The organism is Mycobacterium sp. 2-64 (genome assembly GCF_035918375.1).
Taxonomy (GTDB): domain Bacteria; phylum Actinomycetota; class Actinomycetes; order Mycobacteriales; family Mycobacteriaceae; genus Mycobacterium; species Mycobacterium intracellulare.
The window spans coordinates 2,056,339-2,078,354 of record NZ_CP142361.1 but is presented as its reverse complement, the minus strand read 5'-3'; the positions used below and the strand labels follow the sequence as shown (position 1 = coordinate 2,078,354).

21 protein-coding genes and 1 pseudogene are annotated in these 22,016 nt (G+C 68.8%); 6 read left to right on the top strand and 16 right to left on the bottom strand.

The features are described 5' to 3' along the window. Positions 1-61: 61 nt before the first annotated feature. Positions 62-1,543 (bottom strand): HAMP domain-containing sensor histidine kinase, encoded by a 1,482-nt coding sequence (locus QGN31_RS10215; protein WP_014385185.1) that lies wholly within the window; start codon positions 1,541-1,543, stop codon positions 62-64. Beyond that, positions 1,540-2,271 carry a response regulator transcription factor gene (locus tag QGN31_RS10210; protein WP_014385186.1) on the bottom strand — a complete coding sequence of 244 codons (732 nt, stop codon included), beginning with the start codon at positions 2,269-2,271 and terminating at the stop codon, positions 1,540-1,542. The genes QGN31_RS10215 and QGN31_RS10210 overlap by 4 nt, the downstream gene beginning before the upstream one ends. A gap of 255 nt (positions 2,272-2,526) precedes the next feature. On the opposite strand from QGN31_RS10210, the gene QGN31_RS10205 reads away from it, so the two are divergent. Together QGN31_RS10205 and QGN31_RS10200 are read left to right on the top strand one after the other, a co-directional pair. After that, complete coding sequence (locus QGN31_RS10205; RefSeq protein WP_014942424.1) at positions 2,527-2,943, top strand: hypothetical protein; 417 nt, start codon at positions 2,527-2,529, stop codon at positions 2,941-2,943. A 7-nt stretch (positions 2,944-2,950) separates the two neighbouring features. Further along, positions 2,951-3,445, top strand: coding sequence for a nitroreductase family deazaflavin-dependent oxidoreductase (locus QGN31_RS10200; RefSeq protein WP_043955063.1), 495 nt, complete (start codon positions 2,951-2,953; stop codon positions 3,443-3,445). Here the strand turns inward: QGN31_RS10200 and QGN31_RS10195 are convergent. Genes QGN31_RS10195 through QGN31_RS10185 form a run of 3 tightly spaced genes read right to left on the bottom strand, consistent with a single transcriptional unit; the run spans position 3,442 to position 5,408 of the window. Further along, positions 3,442-3,798: a DoxX family protein gene (locus QGN31_RS10195; RefSeq protein WP_008257948.1), complete on the bottom strand. Its 357-nt coding sequence runs from the start codon at positions 3,796-3,798 to the stop codon at positions 3,442-3,444. The two genes, QGN31_RS10200 and QGN31_RS10195, sit on opposite strands and share 4 nt — an antisense overlap. A 9-nt stretch (positions 3,799-3,807) precedes the next feature. Next, on the bottom strand, positions 3,808-4,938 hold the full coding sequence (locus QGN31_RS10190) for an SPFH domain-containing protein (protein ID WP_043955066.1): 1,131 nt from the start codon (positions 4,936-4,938) through the stop codon (positions 3,808-3,810). A 35-nt stretch (positions 4,939-4,973) separates the two neighbouring features. After that, positions 4,974-5,408, bottom strand: coding sequence for an NfeD family protein (locus QGN31_RS10185; protein ID WP_008257952.1), 435 nt, complete (start codon positions 5,406-5,408; stop codon positions 4,974-4,976). 56 nt (positions 5,409-5,464) lie between these two features. Between QGN31_RS10185 and QGN31_RS10180 the strand changes: the two genes are divergently transcribed. Continuing rightward, on the top strand, positions 5,465-6,403 hold the full coding sequence (locus QGN31_RS10180; protein ID WP_326544697.1) for a hypothetical protein: 939 nt from the start codon (positions 5,465-5,467) through the stop codon (positions 6,401-6,403). Here the strand turns inward: QGN31_RS10180 and QGN31_RS10175 are convergent. From QGN31_RS10175 to fabG1, 3 genes and pseudogenes are all read right to left on the bottom strand, one after another. Further along, a pseudogene (locus tag QGN31_RS10175) lies at positions 6,375-7,422 on the bottom strand (ferrochelatase); the annotation flags it as partial. The gene QGN31_RS10180 and the pseudogene QGN31_RS10175 overlap by 29 nt on opposite strands. A 6-nt stretch (positions 7,423-7,428) precedes the next feature. Further along, positions 7,429-8,238 (bottom strand): NADH-dependent enoyl-ACP reductase InhA, encoded by an 810-nt coding sequence (gene inhA, locus QGN31_RS10170; protein WP_009953267.1) that lies wholly within the window; start codon positions 8,236-8,238, stop codon positions 7,429-7,431. 34 nt (positions 8,239-8,272) lie between these two features. Beyond that, positions 8,273-9,040 carry a 3-oxoacyl-ACP reductase FabG1 gene (gene fabG1, locus QGN31_RS10165; protein ID WP_014942429.1) on the bottom strand — a complete coding sequence of 256 codons (768 nt, stop codon included), beginning with the start codon at positions 9,038-9,040 and terminating at the stop codon, positions 8,273-8,275. Positions 9,041-9,203: 163 nt separating this feature from the next. Between fabG1 and QGN31_RS10160 the strand changes: the two genes are divergently transcribed. Further along, complete coding sequence (locus QGN31_RS10160) at positions 9,204-10,043, top strand: hypothetical protein (protein WP_014942430.1); 840 nt, start codon at positions 9,204-9,206, stop codon at positions 10,041-10,043. A gap of 69 nt (positions 10,044-10,112) precedes the next feature. On the opposite strand, the gene QGN31_RS10155 is transcribed toward QGN31_RS10160, so the two are convergent. The 6 genes from QGN31_RS10155 to QGN31_RS10130 all read right to left on the bottom strand — a co-directional run bounded on the left by QGN31_RS10155 (position 10,113) and on the right by QGN31_RS10130 (position 16,305). Then, positions 10,113-11,120, bottom strand: coding sequence for a VWA domain-containing protein (locus QGN31_RS10155; protein WP_008257965.1), 1,008 nt, complete (start codon positions 11,118-11,120; stop codon positions 10,113-10,115). 7 nt (positions 11,121-11,127) lie between these two features. Beyond that, on the bottom strand, positions 11,128-12,039 hold the full coding sequence (locus QGN31_RS10150; protein ID WP_014380439.1) for a DUF58 domain-containing protein: 912 nt from the start codon (positions 12,037-12,039) through the stop codon (positions 11,128-11,130). Positions 12,040-12,077: 38 nt separating this feature from the next. Next, entirely contained in the window at positions 12,078-13,211 is a 1,134-nt protein-coding gene (moxR1, locus tag QGN31_RS10145; RefSeq protein WP_008257970.1) for a chaperone MoxR1, read from the bottom strand. A gap of 122 nt (positions 13,212-13,333) precedes the next feature. After that, complete coding sequence (gene ripB, locus QGN31_RS10140; RefSeq protein ID WP_008257972.1) at positions 13,334-14,068, bottom strand: NlpC/P60 family peptidoglycan endopeptidase RipB; 735 nt, start codon at positions 14,066-14,068, stop codon at positions 13,334-13,336. A gap of 25 nt (positions 14,069-14,093) precedes the next feature. Further along, positions 14,094-15,530 carry an NlpC/P60 family peptidoglycan endopeptidase RipA gene (ripA, locus tag QGN31_RS10135; RefSeq protein WP_014711976.1) on the bottom strand — a complete coding sequence of 479 codons (1,437 nt, stop codon included), beginning with the start codon at positions 15,528-15,530 and terminating at the stop codon, positions 14,094-14,096. A 202-nt stretch (positions 15,531-15,732) separates the two neighbouring features. After that, positions 15,733-16,305, bottom strand: a complete 573-nt coding sequence (locus QGN31_RS10130; protein ID WP_008257976.1) for an Rv1476 family membrane protein — start codon at positions 16,303-16,305, stop codon at positions 15,733-15,735. A gap of 259 nt (positions 16,306-16,564) precedes the next feature. Here QGN31_RS10130 and acnA point away from each other — a divergent pair, with 259 nt between their 5' ends. After that, on the top strand, positions 16,565-19,402 hold the full coding sequence (acnA, locus tag QGN31_RS10125; protein ID WP_043955070.1) for an aconitate hydratase AcnA: 2,838 nt from the start codon (positions 16,565-16,567) through the stop codon (positions 19,400-19,402). A gap of 22 nt (positions 19,403-19,424) precedes the next feature. After that, positions 19,425-20,000, top strand: a complete 576-nt coding sequence (locus tag QGN31_RS10120) for a TetR/AcrR family transcriptional regulator (protein ID WP_008257987.1) — start codon at positions 19,425-19,427, stop codon at positions 19,998-20,000. On the opposite strand, the gene QGN31_RS10115 is transcribed toward QGN31_RS10120, so the two are convergent. After that, a complete protein-coding gene (locus QGN31_RS10115) occupies positions 19,997-20,194 on the bottom strand; it encodes a helix-turn-helix domain-containing protein (RefSeq protein WP_008257988.1) in 198 nt (65 codons plus the stop codon). The genes QGN31_RS10120 and QGN31_RS10115 overlap by 4 nt on opposite strands. A gap of 183 nt (positions 20,195-20,377) precedes the next feature. Further along, positions 20,378-22,015 carry an ABC-F family ATP-binding cassette domain-containing protein gene (locus QGN31_RS10110; protein ID WP_014385196.1) on the bottom strand — a complete coding sequence of 546 codons (1,638 nt, stop codon included), beginning with the start codon at positions 22,013-22,015 and terminating at the stop codon, positions 20,378-20,380. Between the last annotated feature and the right edge of the window lies 1 nt (position 22,016).

Sequence of the window (22,016 nt, the reverse complement as noted above, 5' to 3'; positions counted from 1 at the left end):
CGAATCCAGCGCAGATGCCGCTGCTCGACCCTGGCCTCGTTCCGCGCCCGGTCCGACTCAGCTATCCCGATCGCCGGGCGTTGATCGGCAGGACGAGCCGGAACTGAGCGCCGCCCTCGTGGGGCAGGCACTCCAGGTCGCCGCCGTGGGCGCGGGCCAGCGCCCGGGCGATCGCCAGTCCCAGCCCGGCGCCGCCGTGGTCGCGGGCGCGCCCGGTGTCCAGGCGCACCAGCCGCTCGAAGACGCGATCCCGCTCCTGCTCCGGGATGCCCGGCCCGGTGTCGGTCACGGTGACCTCCGCGACGTCGTCGCCGGCGCGCAGGTCGACGGTGATGGCGCCGCCGGCCGGGGTGTACCGGCGAGCGTTGTCGAGCAGGTTGGACACGATCTGCGACAACCGGGTCGGGTCGGCCTGTAGCGTCAGCGACGGTAATCCGGTGCGGCGCACCGTGATCTGCGGTGCCAGCATGGCGGCTCGGTCGACTTCGCCATCGAGCACGGCGGCCACGTCGACGTCATCGCGCTCGAGCGCCAGCCCGGCGTCGATGCGGCTCAGGTCCAGCATGTCGGACACGAGCCGTCCGGCCCGGCGCGCATCGGAGAACAGCAGCGCCGCCCGGCGATATTGGCTTCCGTCGTGGTGTTCGGAGGCGCTGTTGGCGAGTTGCTCGGCGGCGACCTGGATGCCGGCGATCGGGGTGCGCAGCTCGTGGGCGGCGTCGACGAGGAATCGCCGGGCTGCCGTCTCCGCGCGCTGTGCGGTGTCGGCGGCGCGCCGGGCGCGGCGCTCGGACGTTTCCAAGGCGTCCAGCATGCCGTCGAAAGCGCTTGCGGCGCGGCCGAGTTCGGTGTCGGTGCGCTCGGGATGCAGGCGGCAGCCGCGGTCCCCGGTGGTGATGGCGTTGGCCAGCGCCGTGAGCCGATCCAGCGGCCGCAGCGCCGCCCGGCTAACCGCGATCAGCAACAGCGCCGCGATCAGCAAGGTCACCAGGCCCGCCGCGATCAGCAGCCCACGCAGCTGGCGAGTGACCTGCGTCGTCTGCGTGGTGTCGGCGACCAGGATCACCCGGGAGCCGTCGGGCAACGGATGCACCACGGCCGTCGCGGTGGCATCCGGCGGAGGGCCGGGCCTTGGCGGTCGCGGCGGCGGTGGCGGCGGAAACGCATAGGGCGCAGGCGGATACGGCGGTGGCGGAGGTGGCGGAACGGGCGGCGGTGGCGGCTGCACCGGTCCGGCGGTCAGGTCGGGGCTGATCCCGCGGTCTCCGTAGGCGGCGCCGTCGGCGGTGACGACGAGCCCGCGAATCCCGCCGCCGTTGAGTTCGGCCGCGATCCGATCGGGCGAGGTGTGCGCGGCGCTGAGCGCGTCGGCGCGCGATGTCTCGGCGAGCAGCCGGTCGTGCAGATTGTGGCGGGTGAGGACGCCCATCGTGACGTCGATGGTCACCCCGAGCACCATTAGCAGGACGGCCAGCAGCGCCAACACCACCAGCGTCACGCGCCGTTGCAGCGACGGAGTCGGCGTCGTCGATGCGCCCGTCATGGCCGCTCGGGTTGCAGCCGGTAGCCGATGCCGCGAACGGTGTGCAGGATCCGGGGGCCGTGGGCCTCGAGCTTGCGCCGCAATCCGCTGACGTGCACCTGCACCAGGTTGGGGTCGTACGCGTCGTAGCCCCACACCCCGTTCAGGATCTGGGCGGCGGAGACGATCCGGCCCCGCTGCTCCACGAGGAAGGCCAGCACGCGCAGCTCGGTGGCGGTCAGGTCGAGCCGGTGGCCGTCGCGCGCGGCGACCCCGGCGCCGAGGTCCAGCGCAACTTCGCCCACCTGAACCACCTGCGGCAGCCGTCCGCGCCGGCGCAACACCGCGCCGACCCGCGACACCAGCTCGGCCAACTCGAACGGCTTGATGACGTAGTCGTCGGCTCCGCCGTCGAGGCCGCGCAACCGGTCCGGCAGCCCGTCGCGAGCGGTGATCAAGACGATTCCGATGTCGCCCCATTCGCGGATGACATCGATGAGCGCGAACCCGTCGCGGCCCGGCAGCATCACGTCGAGCACCACGAGATCGGGCCGCATGCCGTCGAGCACCTCTTCCAGCCCGTCGCCGTCGCAGCGGGCGTCGGTGTGATAGCCGACATCGGCGAGCGCCTCGCTGACCATCTCCCGGATGGTCTCTGAGTCTTCGACGACCAGCACCCGCGGTGTGCCCACGCTGAAGTGACCGCCGCGACCCGCGGCCGTGCGGACGCAATCAGTCATGACCACCATTGTCGGCGCCGGTGCTGAAACGAACCTGAAGACGCCGGTCTCTCCCGCCACGGCAGCCTCGTTGGTCACAAGAGGTCGGCGATGTGTTCGGTGCCCACCTCCGAGCGACAATCTCGCTGCCGGCGCGGCGTCGCGGCCGTTGTCGCTCGGAGGTGGGCACAACACTGCTTCCTTCCGCTCGTGACGGCAGTGGCGGATGGGACTCGGCGCAGTTTCTTCAGATCCACTTCAGATCCGGCTCCTACCGTCCGTGACATGACCACGAACGACGACATCGACACCAATCCGCCGAGCAATCCGCCGCCCGCCCACCGTCCGCCCGAGCGACGCCGTCACCCCACCGGTGTGGTGATCGCCGCCGGGGTGGCGGGAGCGCTGGTGGGCGCGGTCGGCACCGTCGCGGCCATCGCCTTCGCCTGGATCGTCAGCGTCGGTCCGCCCGGCCCGCCGCCACCACCCGGGCCCCCGCCGATGCTGTTCCATGCGCCCCCGCCGCCGATGGCCGGTCCGGGAGGGTTCGGATTTGCGCCGCCGCCCAGCCCGCCCGGCCCGCCCGGCCCGCCCGGCCCGCCGGGCCCGCTGGAACCGCCGCATGGCGCCTGGCCGGGACCGCCGCACGAGGGTGTCCCGACGCCGCCCCCGCCGCCACCGTCCCCCGCGCCGCGCCCCTGAGTGCAGGATGGGGAGCGTGCCACGAGATCAATCGTCTCCGCTCCCCGCCAAACTCGCCGCACGGCTGCTACGGTCGCGCCACCTGATGCGCGCACCGATCTGGATCTACAAGGCCCGTGCGGGCGCGCTGTTCGGCTCGCGCATCCTGTTGCTCGAACACATCGGCCGCAAATCCGGAGCGCCGCGCCACGCGGTGCTGGAGGTCATCGACCACCCGTCCCCCGACACCTACGTCGTGGCCTCCGGATTTGGCCGAAAAGCCCAGTGGTTCCGCAACATTGCGGCCAACCCTCGAGTACGCGTCTACGCCGGCAGCCACGCGCCCAGGCCCGCCGCCGCGCGCGTCCTCGACCAACACGAGGCCGACCGCACGCTGTCCGACTACCGAACCCGCCACCCAAAAACGTGGGAGCGGATGCGCCCCGTGCTCGAGGACACGCTCGGCGCGCCGATCACCGACACGAATACCCCGCTGCCGCTGGTCGAGTTGAAGCTGGACTAACCCCGGTCCGGGCCCTTGACCGTCATCGCGGCGAACAGGGCCAAAAACAGCGCGGCCGGAAGGCCGTTGACGACCTTGTCGCGCACCCGGACGTGCGCGCCGACCGCCACCACGAAGTACAGCGTCAGCATCGCCGTCGTCACCCTCGCCAGGACGGGGAAACGGGTGACCGACAGCAGGCCGACCGCGGCGGCCGCCTTCACCACCGGCAACACGGGCCGCACGTTCTCCGGCAGGCCCACGTCATCCAGCACCTTCTTGATCGGGGCCACCTGGACGCCGCACAGTACCGCGTCGACGGCGTGGAAGGCGCCAAGCGCCGCATAAGTCTTGGGGGAGGTCAACGCACTCATCCCGCAATCCTATTGAGTCAGCTCGCCCGGGCCTTCGGCCGGCTGACGGGCGATCGCCTCCGCCTTGGCCACCGCCTGGGCGATCGCGGGGTCGGTTTCGGTGGAGAACCAGTCCGCGACGTCGGCGTCGTCGCCGGCGCTGTGCTTGGGCGCGTCCTCGACCGGCGAGGGCTGGAAGCGGAACACCCCGTCCTGGCCCGGGGTGCCCAGGAGTTTGGTGAATCCCTGCAGCGCCGCGCTGAAGTCGCTGGGCACCACCCACACCTTGTTGGCGTCGCCGCGGGCCATCTCCGGCAGCGTCTGCAGGTACTGGTAGGCGAGCATCTCCGGGGTGGGCCGGCCCGCCTTGATCGCGGCGAAGGTCTTCTCGATGGCCTTGGCCTGCCCCTGCGCCTGCAGGTAGGCGGCGGCGCGCTCACCCTGGGCGCGCAGCATCCGGGACTGCCGCTCGGCCTCGGCGCCCAGGATCGCCGCCTGCTTGGCGCCCTCGGCGGCCAGGATCTGCGCCTGCTTCTGACCCTCGGCCTCCTTGATGGCCGCCTCGCGCATACCTTCGGCGGTCAGGATCATCGCCCGTTTCTCGCGGTCGGCCTTCATCTGCTTTTCCATCGACGCCTGGATCGACGGCGGCGGGTCGATGCTGCGCAACTCGACCCGTGCGACCCGCAGGCCCCAGCGGTTGGTGGCCTCGTCGAGCACGCCGCGCAGCTGCCCGTTGATCTGGTCGCGCGATGTCAGCGTCTGCTCCAGCGTCATCCCGCCGACCACGTTGCGCAGCGTGGTGGTGGTGAGCTGCTCGACGCCGACGATGTAGTTGCTGATCTCGTAGACGGCCGCCTGGGGAACCGTGACCTGGAAGTAGACGACAGTGTCGATGTTGAGGGTCAGGTTGTCCTCGGTGATCACCGGCTGCGGCGGGAACGACACCACCCGCTCACGCAGGTCCACCCGGGCCCGGATGCGGTCGATGAACGGCACCAGCAGTGTGAGTTGTCCGCTGACGGTGCGGCTGTAGCGGCCCAGCCGTTCGATCACCGCGGCCTCGGCCTGCGGTATCAGCGCCACCGACTTGGCCACCACGACGATGGCGAAAATCACCAGCACCGCCAGCAGCACCAGACCAGCAACCGCACCTTGCATCGGAGTTCCTTTCTTTCGCAGCCGTTCTCGCGGCCCTACAGGCCGGCCTTGAAGACCACCGCGGTGGCGCCGTCGATCTGCATCACGGTCACGGGCTCGCCGGGTTCGTAGACGTCGTTCTCGTCGAGCGGACGCGCGGTCCACACCTGGCCGTCGAGCTTCACCTGACCGTTGTCGCGGGCCACGCGCTCGAGCACCAGCGCGGTTTTGCCCTCCAGCGCTTCGATTCCCAAGCGCGGCACGTTCGGCGTCAGCCGGCGCCGCAGCGGCGGACGCACCACCACCAGCAGCAGCACCGAGACGACCAGGAACACCGCGCCGTCCACCCACACCGGTGAATCCAGCAACCAACTCGTGAGGGCCGCGGCCAGCGCGCCCCCGCCGAGCATCACCAAAAACATATGGCCGGTGAGCGCCTCCGCACCGGCCAGCACCAGCGCGAATATTAGCCATAGCAGCGCGGCGTGCATGCGGCAAGGATACGCGTGATCCGCCTGTGCGGGGCAAAACAACTACACTGCGTCTGGTGTGGTGTCCCAGTGTTTCGCTGTCCCTGTGGGCCAATGCCTGGCTCGCGGGTAAGGCCGCGCCCGATGACGTCCTGGACGCGTTATCCGTTTGGGCGCCAAAGCAATCGGTGACCGCGTATGATGCCGTGGCGGCGGGTCATACCGGGCTGCCGTGGCCCGATGTCAACGACGCCGGGACGGTCACGCTGCTGCAGACTCTGCGCGCCGCGGTGGGCCGCCCCACGTCGACGCGGGGGGCGCCTCCCCTGATGCGCGGGACCATCAACGTGGTTTTGCCGGTACCCGGCGATGTGCGCGGCCTGGCCCCGGGAACGCAGTTCGAGCGGGACGCGCTGTCCGCCGGCGAGGCGATCATCATCGCCAACCCCCACAGCCCCGCTACCGCCGTCGGCCTGGTCCCCGAATTCTCCTATCAGGACGACGACGACACGCCCGACGACTACGAGACCGGCCTGGCCGAACTGTGCACGCTGACGTGGACCGTGTACTCGCTGCCCGGCGCCCCGATACTCGACCACTACGAGCTGGGCGACGCCGAATACACCCTGCGGTCCGCCGTGCGCTCGGCCGCCGACGCGCTGGGCACCATCGGGCTGGGATCGGCCGACGTCGACGATCCGCGGGGGCTGGTCGAACAATTGCTGGAATCCGCACGGCAACACCGCATTCCGGATCACGCTCCGTCGCGCGCGCTGCGGGTGCTGGAGAACGCCGCGCACGTCGACGCCATCATCGCGGTCAGCGCGGGGCTGAGCCGGTCCGACTCACCGGACCGTTTCGCCGCGCCCATCGCCGCCGGCCTCGAACCGCTCGGCACGCAGTCGTCGTCGGAGGCCCGCATGGCCAGCGACGCGCTGCGACCGCTGACCGCCGTGGTGCGTTCGGCGCGGATGGCCGCCGTGACCGCGATCCTGCATTCGGCCTGGGCGGACTAGTCCTGATAGCGGGCCGCACAGTGCGGCGGCTCGCATGGCGCGCCGTCGACGCTGGCGAGGCAGCCGGGCACCGGGTCGGGACCGGTCACGCGTTCGGGCGCCCGGCCGTGGCGCAATTCGTCGATCAGGTCGACGGCCAGTTGCGCAAAACGCGGGTGGGCGTTGGGCGTTGACGCCCTCACCATCGTGATCCCCGCGGTCTCGGCCTGTCCCGCCAACTCGTGGTCGAGGTCCCATACCACCTCGATGTGGTCGGCCACAAAACCGATCGGGCAGACGACGACGGCCGTCGTGCCCGCCTCCGCCAGGGCCGCCAGGTGGTCGGCGACGTCGGGCTCAAGCCACGGGACCTGGGGCGGCCCCGACCTCGACTGCCATACCAGGTCGTAGTCGGCGTATCCGGCGGCGGCCGCCACAAGGCTTGCGGCGTAGGCGACTTGCCGGCTGTACAGCCGCGGGCCCAGCCGCTCGTCGGCGGCCACCGGGATCGAATGCGCGGTGAACACCAGGCGCGCGTCGGGAACCTTTTCGGCCGCGTCTGTGATTGCCCTGGCGAACATCTCGACAAAAAGCGGGTGGTCGAAATACGGCCGCAGCTTGACCAATTCGGGTGCGTCCGGCCCGGCGGCGCGTCGCGCCCGAGCGATGTCCTCGACGTATTGGGTGCAGCTGGAATAGCCGCTCCACGCCGAGGTGGTGAACACCGCCGCTCGGCGAATCCCGTTGTCGCGCATGGTTGCGACGGTGTCTTCGACGTAGGGCTCCCAGTTGCGGTTGCCGAAATAGACCGGGATGTCCAGGCCGCGGTCGGTCAGTTCGGCGCGCAACTGCTCGATCAGCGCCAGGTTGATCCGGTTGATCGGTGACACCCCGCCGAAATGCAGGTAGTGCTCGGCGACGTGGTCGAGGCGTTCCGGCGGCACGTTGCGACCCCGGGTGACGTTCTCCAAGAACGGCCGCACCTGCTCGGGGCCTTCCGGCCCACCGAAGGACAGCAGCAGGACGGCGTCGAATTCCATTAGGCCCTAAAGCAATTGCGTGCTGGCGCCACCGTCGGCGTAGATGATGGTCCCCGTCGTCGCCGGCAGCCAGTCCGACAGCAGCGCGCACACCGTCTTGGCGACCGGTGTCGGGTCCTTCATGTTCCAGCCGATCGGGGCGCGCTGGTCCCAACCCTCCTCGAGCAGCTGCATCTGGGCGCCGGCCTCTTCGCCCAGCGCACCGCCGACGATCGCGCTCATCGCCAGGGTCCGGATCGGGCCCGCGGCAACGAGATTGGAGCGGACGCCGAACTTACCCGCCTCGCGCGCCACAAACCGGTTGACCGATTCCAGCGCGCTCTTGGCGACCGTCATCCAGTTGTACGCCGGCATCGCGCGGCTCGGGTCGAAGTCCATGCCGACGATCGAACCGCCGGGGTTCATGATCGGCAGCGTCGCCTTGGCCAGCGAGGCGTACGAATACGCCGAGATGTGAATGCCTTTCGAGACGTCCTCGTACGGCGCGTCGAAGAACGGGTTGATGCCCATCCCCGTCTGCGGCATGAACCCGATCGAGTGCACCACGCCGTCGAGCTTGTTGCCGTCGCCGATCTCGGCCGTCACCCGCTCGGCCAGCGAGTTCAGGTGCTCCTCGTTCTGCACGTCGAGCTCGATCAGCGGCGCCTTCTCCGGAAGCCGGTCGGCGATGCGCTGAATCAGGCGCAACCGGTCAAAACCGGTCAGCACCAACTGCGCCCCGGCCTCCTGGGCCGCCTTGGCGATGTGAAACGCGATCGACGAATCGGTGATGATCCCCGAGATCAGGATCCGTTTGCCGTCGAGCAGTCCAGCCATGTCCGTCCTTAGTGTCCGTATGTCGTATTTGAAGTCAGTGGCCCATGCCCATGCCGCCGTCCACCGGGATGACCGCGCCGGCGATGTAGCTGGCGTCCTCGGATGCCAAGAAGCTGACCACCCCGGCGACCTCGGCGGCGGTGCCGACCCGCTTGGCCGGGATGAAGTCCAGCGCACCCGCCTGGATCCGCTCGTCGAGGGCACGGGTCATCTCGGTGTCGATGTAGCCCGGCGCCACCACATTCGCGGTCACGTTGGCCTTGGACAGCTCCCGGGAGATCGAGCGGGCCATGCCGATCAGGCCGGCCTTGGCGGCCGCGTAGTTGGACTGGTTGCCGATGCCCCAGCTGCCGGAGACCGAGCCGATGTAGATGATGCGGCCGAACCGCTTTTTCTGCATGCTGCGCGCGGCGCGCTGGGTCACCCGGAACGCCCCGGTGAGGTTGGCGTTGATGACCTCCTCGAACCGCTCCTCGGTCATCCGGATGAGGAATGCGTCCTTGGATATGCCGGCATTGGACACCAGCACCTCAACCGGGCCCTGGTGCTCCTCGACCTCCTTGAACGCGCGGTCGATGGCCTCGTTGTCGGTGACGTCGCACACGACGCCGAACAACCCCTCGGGCGCCCCGGATCCCCGGTGCGTGACCGCCACCTTGTGGCCGTCGGCGGCCAGCCGCTGCGCGATCGCCAGACCGATCCCCCGGTTTCCTCCGGTAACCAGGACCGAGCGGGCTACGAATGCGGGTCTGCCGTAGTCGGCAGCACTTTCGGTGGTGTTCTTGGTGGCCGTGTCAGTCACCCCGTCAACCTATCGCCTCGGCTCACGCTGGCCGAAACCTCCCCCGTTTCCCTCGTCCCGCTTTTTGCCACCGGCCGTAACGCCAGGGCGAAAAATCGCGCGGAATCCCGCCGTGGCGTTACGAGCGCGATCCGGTGTCGGTGTGACTCAGCACACTCTCGTCATGACCGACCCGTTCCTGGGCAGCGAAGCCCTGGCCGCGCGACTGATGTCGCGGCATGAGCTGCGGAGTCGTTACGTCGCCCTGCATCGCGATGTGTACCTGCCGAGGGATGCCGAACTGACGGCGATGCTGCGGGCCAAGGCGTGCTGGCTGCGATCGCGCCGAAGGGGCGTCCTGGCGGGCTTCTCGGCCTCCGCCATGCATGGGGCTCGGTGGATCGACCCGTCCCGACCCGCCGAGATCATCGATACCAATCGACGTCCGGCCCCGGGAGTACACGTCTGGGAGGAACGCATCGAACCGCACGAGATCACCGTCGTCGAGCAGATGCGCGTCACCACGCCGGCGCGCACCGCGCTTGACTTGGCACGTCGTCATCCCAGAGACATCGCGGTCGCCGCGATCGATGCGCTGGTGCAAGCGACGGAGCTGAAGATGGCCGACGTCGAGGTGCTCACGGACCGCTACCGCAGCCGCCACGGCGTGAGGGCCGCCAGGGCGGTTCTCGAACTGGTCGACGGCGGGGCTCAGTCCCCGAAGGAAACGTGGCTGCGTCTGTTGTTGATCGATGCCGGCTTCCCGCGGCCGCAGACACAGATCGCCATACGCAACGAATGGGGTTGGGCCGAGGCGTATTTGGACATGGGGTGGGAGGACATCAAGGTCGCGGTCGAGTATGACGGCGACCACCATCGGTCCCTGCGCACCCAATACGCCAAGGACATCGGCCGACTCGAGATGCTCGAGCGTTACGGCTGGATCGTCGTCCGCGTCATCGCCGAGCACCATCCCTCCGACATCATTCGCCGGGTGCGCGACGCCCGAAGCCGCCGCTTGTAACGCCAGGGCGAAAAATCGCGCGGAATCCCGCCGTGGCGTTACAAGCGGGCTCAGGGGGACGGCGAAGACTCAAGTCGGCAGGCGGCGGTTGATCAGCAGCGCCGCCAGCGCCGCTAACGCCAACACCAGCGCGCCCAGCCGCACCCAGCCCACGCTCGCGTCGCCCTTGATCGTCTCGTAGCCGATCTGCTGTTGCAGGGTCGCGTAGACGGCCTTCAGCTCCTGCAAAGACGCTGCGTTGTAAGCGTTTCCGCCCGAGAGCTGGGCCACCTTCTTGAGGGTCTCGTCGTCGACCGGCACCGGCTGGCGCTGGTCGTTGATCTCGACGAAACCATAGGGGGTGCCGAACGAGATCGTCGAGATCGGCACGCCCTGGTCCTTGGCGGTGCGCGCGGCGGTGAAGGCGCCCTTCGGGTTGTCGGGGTTGGTCGGCATCGTCTCCTTGCCGTCGGAGAACAACACGATGCGCGCCGGCGGCGGCTTGTCGCCGCCGCCGATCACCGCGCCGACCGTCGCGATGGCCTGCAGGGCGGTGAAGATGCCCTCCCCGGTGGCGGTGCGGTCGGCAAACTGCAGCTTGTCCAGCGCGGCCTTGGTCGAGTCCCGATTGGTCGTCGGCGACACCAACACCGTCGCGGTCCCCGCATACGCGATCAGTCCCAGGTTGATGCCCGGGGTGAGCTCGTCGGCGAACTGCTTGGCCGCCTCCTGGGCCGCCGCCATCCGGTTGGGTTGCACGTCGGTGGCGCGCATCGACTGCGACACGTCGATCACCAGCATCACCACCGCGCGGTTGCGGGGAATGCGGACGTCGTTCGTCGGGCCCGCCATCGCGATCGTGAACAGCACCAGCGACGCGACCAGCAGGATGGCCGGCACATGCCGCCACGTCGAAGGCCGTTTGGGCGCAACGCTTTCCAACAGCTCCATGTTGGCGAACCGCAGCATGCGCCGCTGCCGCGCCAACTGCATCAGGATGTAGAGCGCGGCCAGGCCGAAGACGACCAACAGGAACAGGAAGAACCACGAATGTTCGAAGCCCGACAACGACATCGGGCCCAGGAGCGGCAGGCTCATATGCGAGTCACTGGCGCCCCGCCAATGCCCCGCGCCGGCGGGATTCCACGAACCGCACGATGTCGGCGATCCAGTCGCGGTCGGTGCGCAGCGTCAGGACCGGGGCCCCGCAACTGCGGATGGTGCGCGCCACGTCGGCGCGGTGCGCCGCGGCGGCCTTGGCGAAGTCGTCGCGCAGCTGCGCGTCGATGGTGAACTCGCGGGTGACCCCGGACTCGGCGTCCTGCAGTACCACGTCGCCGATGTCGGGCAGTTCGACGTCGCGGGGGTCGAGCACCTCGATGGCCAGCACCTCGTGCCGGGCGGCGACCGCGCGCAGCGGGCGCATCCAGTTGATCGGCCCGAGGAAGTCGCTGATGATCACCGCCATACCGCGCCGGCGTTCCGGGCGGCGCAGCGCGTCGATCGCCGTCGCCAGGTCGCCGCGCACCCCGACCGGCGCGCGCGGCGTGGTGGCGATGGTGCGCAACAGCGTCTGCTCATGCTGGCGGCCGGAGCGGGCGGGCACCCGGGTGATGTTCGCGCCGGTGGACACGATCGCGCCGAGCCGGTTGCCGCCGCCGCTGTTGAGGAAGGTGATCGCGGCCGCGGCCGCCACCGCCAGGTCGCGCTTCTCGCACACCGTGGTGCCGAAGTCCAGGCTGGCCGACATGTCCACCACCAACCAGGTTTCCAGCTCGCGGTCGGCGATCATCTGCCGAACGTGGGGATGGGTGGTGCGCGCGGTGACGGCCCAGTCCATGCGGCGGACGTCGTCACCGGGCTGATACTCGCGCGACTCCCCCGGCTCGGAGCCCGGGCCCGGGATCAGCCCGAGGTGATCGCCGTGCAGCACACCGTCGAGCTTGCGTTTGACGGTGAGCTCGAGGGTGCGCAGCGCCGCCGACAGCTTCGGGTCATCGATCTGCCCGCGCTGCATCGACGGGGGATGGACAGCCGACCGCCCCTTGGGCCCGGTCACCGACCGCTGGCCGCGCCGGCGGGTTGCATCACCGGGGCCACCGAATGCCCTTGCTGCGGAACGGCATTCACCTGAGGCAGGGCGACCGTCTGCAGCACCCGGTTGATGACGATCTCCGGCGAGATCTCGTCGGCCAGCGCGTCATAGGTGAGCACGAGCCGGTGCCGCAGGACGTCGGGAATGACGTCCACGACATCTTGCGGAATCACGTAGTCGCGGCCGCGGACCAGCGCCAGCGACCGGGAGGCGGCGATGATGCCCAGCGAGGCGCGCGGCGACGCACCGAACGAGATCCACGTCTTGACGTCGTTCATGCCGAGCTGTTCCGGATGACGGGTGGCCGTCACGACGCGCACCACATAGTCCACCAGCGCGTGGTGCACGAAGACGTTGGCGGCGATGTCCTGCAGTCGCAACAGGTCGCCGGTGTTGAGGATCTGCTTGGGCTCCGGCGGGCGCACGCCCATCCGGTAGATGATCTCGCGCTCCTCTTCCGGCGACGGATAGCCGACGTTGATCTTGAACAGGAAGCGGTCGCGCTGCGCCTCGGGCAGCGGATACACACCCTCGTGCTCGATCGGGTTCTGGGTGGCCATCACCAGGAACGGGTTGGGCAGCGGGAAGGTCTTGCCGCCGATCGAGACGTGGCGTTCCTGCATGACCTCCAGCAGCGCCGACTGCACCTTGGCGGGCGCGCGGTTGATCTCGTCGGCGAGCAGGAAGTTGACCACCACCGGGCCGAGCTCGGTGTCGAACTCCTCCTTGCCCTGCCGGTAGATGCGGGTACCGATGATGTCGGTGGGCACCAGGTCGGGGGTGAACTGGATGCGCGCGAACGTCCCGCCGACCACCCGCGCGAACGTCTCGACGGCCAGCGTCTTGGCGACGCCCGGCACACCCTCGAGCAGCACGTGGCCCCTGGACAGCAGGCCGACCAGCATCCGCTCCACCAGCTGGTCCTGGCCGACGATGATGCGTTTGACTTCGAAGATGGCGCGCTCGAGCGTCTGGACCTCGGCGGCCAGTCCGTTGCCCCCACCCGTCGGCGCTTCGTGAGCCGGCGAACCTGCTTGCCCGCCCGGGCCCGAGTAACCACTGGCGCCTGGCGGCGGCCCACCTGCTGCTGTCATCAAGAACCCTCCACGCTCAATCGGACACGACTGCCGGGCAGCGACGTGCCCTCGTCCAACTATTCCAGGCCTGCCGGTCCCCGTCGACGCTCGCCCGGCCGATGGGTCGCCGGCCCCCGCGATCAGTACTCGATGATCCTGGTCAGGAACGGCGTCATCCCCGGCTTACGAACCGGACTGACCGTAACCTTCCCGGCGCTGCCGGAGGCCTCCAGCATCTGGCCGTTGCCCAGGTACATGGTGACGTGCTGGCCGCCGTTCGGGCCGTAGAAGATCAGGTCGCCGCGCCTGGCCTGATCCGGCGGGATGTGGCGCCCGGCGTTGTACTGGTCACCCGAGAACCGCGGGATCAGCACGCCGACCCCGGCGAAGCCGTAGCGCATCAGCCCCGAGCAGTCGAAGCCGGTGATGTTGGCCCCGTCGCCGACGCCCTTGCTGGGGCCGTCCAGCGAACCGCCGCCCCAGGAGTAGGGCACGCCCATCTGCGACCCCATGCGCTTGATCACGTACTCGATGGCCTGCCGCCCGTAGACCCGCGGGATCTTGCCGCCGGGGTTGGAGGGGGTGGCCGCGCTGGGAGCGGGATCGCCGCCGATGTTGATGCCGAGCCCGCCCAAAAACTGCTTGCCCAAATTGAACGTGGTCTGGGTGGCCTGGGCGGTGGCCTGCAGCGAGGCATTGGCGACGGCGAGCGGATCGCCCGGGGCGCCGGCGCTGATCTGGGCCGGCAGGGTGGGATCCCACGCGCCCGGATCGGCCGCGGCCACCGGAGCCGGACCGGCCACAGAAAGCATCAGCCCGGTCACCACGGTGGTGATCCAGGCGAAGTTGATGAGACGGAATCGCTTGCGGCGCATGACTTCCCGTTCAGTTCTCACTGGATCACCATTCGATGTATCGGACCACGTAGGGGGTCATGCCGCTGGTGCGCACCGGGGCGACGCGAACCTTCAACCCGATGTCGGGAGCCTCGAGCATCTGCCCGTCACCGAGGTAGATCGTCACGTGCTGGCTGCCGCCCGGGCCGTAGAAGATGACGTCGCCGCGGCGCATCTGCGAGGACGGGATCTTGCGGCCGAGGTTGTACTGCGAGCCCGAGTAGTGGGGCAGCTTGATGCCCACCCCGGCGAACGAGTACAGGACCAGGCCCGAACAGTCGAAACCGGTGATGCCGGCCCCGGAGTCGATCCCCTTGCTCGGGCCGGCCGCGTTGCCGCCGCCCCAGGAGTAGGGCACACCGATCTGCGACATGCCGCGCCGGATCACGTACTCGGTGGCCTGCCGGCCGTACACCCGGGGAATGCGCCCCCCGACCCCGCCCGGCGCCGCGTTGGTGATGCCGGTGTCGTCGGGCTTGAGGATGCCCAGCTGCTGCAGGAAGTTGCGGCCGAGACCGGCGGTGACCTGTGTCGAGGTGGCCGAGATGCCCAGCACCTGGTTGATCACCGCGATCGGGTCGCCGGGGATGTTGGCGCTCGGGACCATCGGCAGCGTGGGGTCCCAGGCGCCGTCCCACTGGCGGGCCCCGGACGACGGCGCCGCTCCGCCGGGCGTTCCCGTCTCCCAGCGATCGCCCGACGCCGGGGAGCCGCCCGACCCTTGCCGGGCGGCGGCCTCACGCTTGGCCGCCTCGAGCTTGGCCTGCGCCTGGTTCCGCTCGGCGGCCAGCCGGATCATGTCCTCGCGCTGCTCGTCGAACTTCTGCCGGGAATTGGTCAGCGCCGCCACGGCGGCATCCTGGCTGGACTTGGCGTCGGCGGCGGCCTTGTCGGCGTTCTGCTTGGCCAGCCGCGCCGCCGATTCCTTGTTCAGCTGCTCGGTGCGGGCCTGCTGCAGCTTGGCCATCACGGTCTGCGAACTGGCGGTCAGGCTCTTGGCGGCGGCCTCGGTGGCGATGATGTCGTCGGGGCTGCTGGCGGTCAGGTAGCTGCTCGACGGTCCGTTCATATAGGCGGCCGCGGCGAACGTGTTGAAGCGCTGCTGCGCCCCGGCGATCGCCGCGTTGGCGTCCTTGACCGCCTGCTGGCTGGTCTCCAGATCGTGTTGGGCGGTGGCCACGTTGTCCCGGGCGGTCTCCACATCGACGAGGGCCTTGTTGACGCTTTCCTGTTCGGTCTGAATTTCGGCGCTCAGATTCTGCAGGCGCTGGTTGGCCTTGGCGACGTTCGCGATCAGTGCCGCGAGATTGTCGGCTGCGGGGTCAGCCTCCGCCAGTCCCGGGGTGCACACCAAGAGGGCCACGCTCAACACCGATGGCACGACGGGCCGGAGCAATCTTGCGGTCGGTCGCGCGGAAGACCCCCAGCGTGTGCGTCTCATTCGACTAGGTCTCCTACGGCTCGACGCGACGGGCGGCGCCGGCCACAGCATTCTCGTAAGGCGCCAAAGACAACACCAGCATCATTTGCACCGTACGTCACACAGGTGGGCGTGCAAACGCTCCACCGAAATCGCACTCTCTACGTGCGTTTAATGTGACCGAACGGTGACCTGGCCCGTTTGCCGAATTAGCCGCGAGTCGTCAGGACCCGGTGTTGGCCTCGGCGTCCTCAGCGGTCGCCGACCCGTCCGAGGTTGCTGAGCGCTCGCCGCGCACCTGCAGCAATCGGGTGCCGACGGCCGCGGCGAAGACCGCGATCAACAGGAAGATCGTCAGGCCGGTCCAGGGAAACTCGGGCGTGTCGAGCTCGTGCAGGAAATGTTGCGCCGAGACCACCGGGTTGCCCGTCTTGGCGATGTCCTCGCCGGCCTCGAGGGTGACGCGCGGGAACTGCGTGCTGTAGCTGCCGACGTAACTCGGGCTCAGCGTCAGGACGGTGGCGTCGTGGTAGTCGGCGCCGACCACGGTCGAGATGTCGCGCAGCGGGGTGTCGTTCGGGGGGTTGTGGTCGAGCAGCACGATCTTGAGGTTGATGCCGTCGCCGTGCGCCTGGTTGACCACCTCGAGCAAACCGGGCATGGCCGCCGGTGGCGCGCTGACCCCGGTGGCGGCGACCTGGGCCTTGATCATCGTCATGTCGACGTCCACCGGAATGTAGGCGGGAAGGACCGGAACCGTTTGCGGCGGCGGTCCGAAAGAAACGTGCCCGGTCATCTGCGCCTCCTGCGGTAGTGCTAGAGGCACCGTACGCGACGCGCGGGCGCCGCATCGCGCCCGGCGCCGATCGCGCCGCGTTCATCCCGGCGAGATTCGGGCGCACGCGAAGGTTTAACCGGCGGCCACCGCGATAAGACTGCAATCAGGACTGCCGTAGTAATGCAGGACAAGCGTACTGTTAAAGTTGCATGATCGTTTTGGACGATCCGCCGACACTCAGCCCGTCGGCGCTAGAACTAAATCCTTGGGAGTTGAAGTGACTGATTCTGTGAACTCATTCGGAGCCCGCAACACCCTCGAGGTCGGCGACAAGAGTTACCAGATCTATCGCCTCGATGCCGTCCCCAATACCGAGAAGCTCCCCTACAGCCTCAAAGTCCTGGCCGAGAACCTGCTGCGCAACGAGGACGGCAGCAACATCACCAAGGACCACATCGAGGCCATCGCGAACTGGGATCCCAAGGCGGAGCCCAGCATTGAGATCCAATACACCCCGGCGCGCGTCGTGATGCAGGACTTCACCGGCGTGCCGTGCATCGTCGACTTGGCCACCATGCGCGAGGCGATCGGCGACCTCGGCGGCGACCCGGAGAAGGTCAACCCGCTCGCGCCGGCCGACCTGGTGATCGACCACTCCGTGATCGCCGACCTGTTCGGCACCGCCGACTCGTTCGAGCGCAACGTCGAGATCGAGTACCAGCGCAACGGGGAGCGCTACCAGTTCCTGCGCTGGGGCCAGGGGGCGTTCCAGGACTTCAAGGTGGTGCCCCCGGGCACCGGCATCGTGCACCAGGTCAACATCGAATACCTCGCCAAAGTGGTGATGTCTCGCGCGGACGCGCAAGGCACAGTGGTGGCCTACCCCGACACCTGCGTGGGGACCGACTCGCACACCACGATGGTCAACGGCCTCGGCGTGCTCGGATGGGGCGTGGGCGGCATCGAGGCCGAGGCCGCGATGCTCGGCCAGCCGGTGTCGATGCTGATCCCCCGCGTGGTCGGCTTCAAGTTGACCGGCGAGATACAGCCCGGCGTGACGGCTACCGACGTCGTGCTGACCGTGACCGAAATGCTGCGCCACCACGGCGTGGTCGGCAAGTTCGTCGAATTCTACGGCGAGGGCGTGGCCGAGGTGCCGCTGGCCAACCGAGCCACCCTGGGCAACATGAGCCCCGAATTCGGTTCCACCGCAGCGATTTTCCCGGTCGACGAGGAGACGATCTCTTATCTGAAGTTCACCGGCCGCAACGACGAGCAGCTGGCGCTGGTCGAGGCCTACGCCAAGGAACAGGGCATGTGGCACAACCCGAAGCACGAGCCCGAGTACTCCGAATACATCGAACTCGACCTGTCCGACGTGGTGCCGTCCATCGCCGGCCCCAAGCGTCCGCAGGACCGGATCGCGCTGGCCGACGCGAAATCCACGTTCCGCGAGCAGATTTGCGACTACGTCGGTGACGACCCCGACAAGAAGGAATACTCCAAGCTCGACGAGGTTGTCGATGAGTCGTTCCCGGCCAGTGACCCGGGGCAGGCAACCAACGGCCACGCCGACGACCACAAGGTGCAATCGGCCGCCGCGCACTCCAAGGGCCGCGTGAGCAGCCCGGTGACGGTCAAGTCCGACGAGCTCGGCGAGTTCGTGCTCGACCACGGCGCGGTGGTGATCGCCGCCGTCACGTCGTGCACCAACACCTCCAACCCCGAGGTGATGCTGGGCGCCGCGCTGCTGGCGCGCAACGCCGTCGAAAAGGGCTTGGTCTCCAAGCCATGGGTGAAGACCACCATGGCCCCGGGCTCCCAGGTGGTCCACGACTATTACGACAAGGCCGGCCTGTGGCCGTATCTGGAGAAGTTGGGGTTCTATCTGGTCGGCTACGGCTGCACCACGTGCATCGGTAACTCCGGCCCGCTGCCCGAGGACATTTCGAAGGCGATCAACGACAACGACCTTTCGGTGGCCGCCGTGCTGTCGGGCAACCGCAACTTCGAGGGCCGCATCAACCCCGACGTGAAGATGAATTACCTGGCGTCGCCGCCGCTGGTGATCGCCTATGCGCTCGCCGGCACCATGGACTTCGACTTCGACGAGCAGCCGCTCGGCAAGGACAAGGACGGCAATGACGTCTTCCTCAAAGACATCTGGCCGTCGCAGAAGGACGTCTCCGACACCATCGCCTCGGCGATCAACCAGGAGATGTTCACCAAAAACTACGCCGACGTCTTCAAGGGCGACGAGCGCTGGCGCAACCTGCCCACGCCGAGCGGCAACACCTTTGAGTGGAACCCGGATTCGACGTACGTGCGCAAGCCCCCGTACTTCGACGGGATGCCCGCCGAGCCCGAGCCGGTCGCCGACATCACCGGCGCGCGGGTGCTGGCGCTGCTCGGTGATTCGGTGACCACCGACCACATCTCCCCCGCCAGCAGCATCAAGCCGGGCACCCCGGCGGCGCAGTATCTCGACGAGCACGGCGTGGAGCGCAAGGACTACAACTCCTTCGGCTCGCGGCGCGGCAACCACGAGGTGATGATCCGTGGCACGTTCGCCAACATCAGGCTGCGCAACCTGCTGCTCGCCGACGTGTCCGGCGGTTACACCCGCGACTTCACCCAGGATGACGCGCCGCAGGCGTTCATCTACGACGCGGCGCAAAACTATGCGGCGCAAGACATTCCGCTGGTGGTGCTGGGCGGCAAGGAGTACGGGTCGGGCTCGTCGCGTGACTGGGCGGCCAAGGGAACGCGGCTGCTCGGGGTGCGCGCGGTGATCGCCGAGTCCTTCGAGCGCATCCACCGGTCCAACCTGATCGGTATGGGCGTGATCCCGTTGCAGTTCCCCGACGGCAAGTCCGCCAAGGACCTGGGGCTGGACGGCACCGAGGTGTTCGACATCACCGGTATCGAGGCGCTCAACGACGGCAAGACGCCGAAGACGGTGAAGGTCAAGGCAAGCAAGGACGGTTCGGACGCAGTGGAGTTCGACGCCGTGGTGCGCATCGACACCCCCGGCGAGGCCGACTACTACCGCAACGGCGGCATCCTGCAGTACGTGCTGCGCAACATGCTGAAGTCGGGCCAGAAGTCGGACTAGCGCGAGACCGGCCCAGCCACTCGTGCCCAAAGTCAGCGAGGACCATCTGGCGGCTCGCCGCCGCCAGATCCTCGACGGCGCCCGCCGCTGCTTTGCCGAATTCGGCTACGACAAGGCGACGGTGCGCCGCCTGGAGAAGGCGATCGGGATGTCGCGCGGCGCGATCTTCCACCATTTCCGGGACAAGGACGCGCTGTTTTTCGCACTCGCCCACGAGGACGCCGAGCGGATGGCCGACGTGGCCTCCCGCGCGGGACTGATCCAGGTGATGCGGGACATGCTGGCCGCGCCCGACCAGTTCGACTGGCTGGCCACCAGATTGGAGATCGCCCGCAAGCTGCGCAACGATCCCGCGTTCAGCCGCGGCTGGGCGGAGCGTTCGGCCGAGCTGGCGGCGGCGACCACCGATCGGTTGCGCCGGCAGACGGAGGCACACCGGGTGCGCGACGACGTGCCCGGCGACGTACTGCAGTGCTATCTGGAGTTGGTGCTCGACGGCCTGGTCGCCCGGCTGGCGTCCGGCGAGGACCCGCAACGCCTGGCCTCGGTGCTCGACCTGGTCGAGAACTCGATGCGGCGCAACGGTTCTCGAGGTTAGGCCCGCGCCGCCTTCGCGGTCCGGTTGGGGCCGCCGCGGCTGCGCATCGTGGTACCCGACTCCCGCAGCAGGCTGTGGATCGACCCGTACGACCTACCGGTCGTGGCAACCAGGCTGCGGATGCTGGCCCCGCCTTCGTAGGCGTGGCGCAGTTCGTCCAACAACTGGTCGCGCGCCTTGGCCGACCTGTGCATTGCTCTTCTCATGGCTCCTCCGACACCGGGACACGACCGCAAGAAACCTAGAGTAAGAAGCCGTCGTCGACGGCGGGCGAATTTCGCCAAATCGCCTTGGGGCGCTTGCCGCCAGTGGCGATCGCAAGCGCGACCGCCGCAGAGTCCAAGCCGGGCGCAGCGGGTCGCCACCATCAGGCCAAGTCAGGCGAGCTCGATGAGATCCCGGTATTCGTCGGACCAGTAGTCCTCGGTGCCGTCCGGTAGCAGCACCACTCGTTGCGGGTCGAGGGCCTCGGCGGCGCCGGGGTCGTGCGTCACCAGCACCACCGCGCCCTGGTAACTGCGCAGCGCGTCGAGCACCTGCTCGCGCGACGCCGGATCGAGGTTGTTCGTCGGTTCGTCGAGCAACAAGACGTTGGCGGTCGACGCCACCAAACCGGCCAGCGCGAGCCGCGTTTTCTCACCGCCGGACAGGGTGCCCGCCAATTGGTCGAGCTGCGGACCGCTGAACATGAACGCGCCCAGCAGGCCGCGCAGGTCCTGCTCGCCCGAATCCGGTGCGGCGTGGCGGATGTTGTCCCACACGCTCGCGTCGTTGTCGAGGGTGTCGTGCTCCTGCGCGAAGTAGCCGATCCGCAGGCCGTGCCCGGGCTCGAGCCCTCCGGTGTCGGGGGTCTCGGTGCCGGCCAGCAGCCTCAGCAGTGTGGTCTTGCCGGCGCCGTTCAGCCCCAGCACCACCACCCGCGAGCCGCGGTCGATCGCCAGATCGACGCCGGTGAACACCTCCAGCGACCCGTAGGACTTGCTCAGCCCCTTGGCGACCAGCGGCGTGCGCCCGCAGGCGGCCGGCGTCGGGAACTTGATGCGGGCCACCTTGTCGGCGACGCGCTCCTCGTCGAGCGCGGCCATCATCCGGTCGGCGCGGCGCAACATGTTCTGGGCCGCAACGGCTTTGGTGGCCTTGGCGCCGAGCTTCGCGGCCTGGGTGCGCAGCGCGGCGGCCTTGCGTTCGGCGTTGGCGCGCTCCCGGCGGCGGCGCTGCTCGTCGGTCGCGCGCGCGTCCAGGTATTTCTGCCAGCCCATGTTGTAGACGTCGGCCTCGCCGCGCACGGCATCCAGAAACCACACCCGGTTGACGACGTCGGCGAGCAATTCGACGTTGTGGCTGATGATCACCAGCCCGCCGGTGTGGGCCCGCAGGAAATCGCGCAACCAGCCGATGGAATCCGCATCGAGGTGGTTGGTGGGCTCGTCGAGCAACAGCGTGGTCTCCGAGCCCGAGGTTCCCGCTCCGCCCTCGGAGGCGGCGAACAGGATGCGCGCCAATTCCACCCGGCGGCGCTGCCCCCCGGACAGGGTGCGCAGCTGCTGGGTCAGCACCCGTTCCGGCAGGCCGAGACTGGCGCAGATGCGGCTGGCTTCGCTCTCCGCGCCGTAGCCGCCCAGGGCCACGAAACGCTCCTCGAGCTGCCCGTACCGACGGATCGCGCGGTCGCGGGCGTCGTCGTCGGCGACCTCGGCCATCAACGCCTGCTGCTTTTCCAGGTCGGTGAGCAACACGTCCAACCCGCGGGCCGACAGGACCCGGTCGCGGGCCAGCACGTCGAGGTCGCCCTCTTTGGGATCCTGTGGCAGATAACCGATTTCGCCGGTGCGGGTGATCGACCCGGCGTACGGCTCGGTCTCCCCCGCCAGGATGCGCAGGGTGGTGGTCTTGCCGGCGCCGTTGCGGCCGACCAGGCCGATGCGGTCGCCGGGCTGGACCCGCAGATCGGGGCCGTCGGGCGAGAGCAGGATGCGCGCGCCAGCGCGGACCTCCAGGTCCGTGGCCGTGATCACG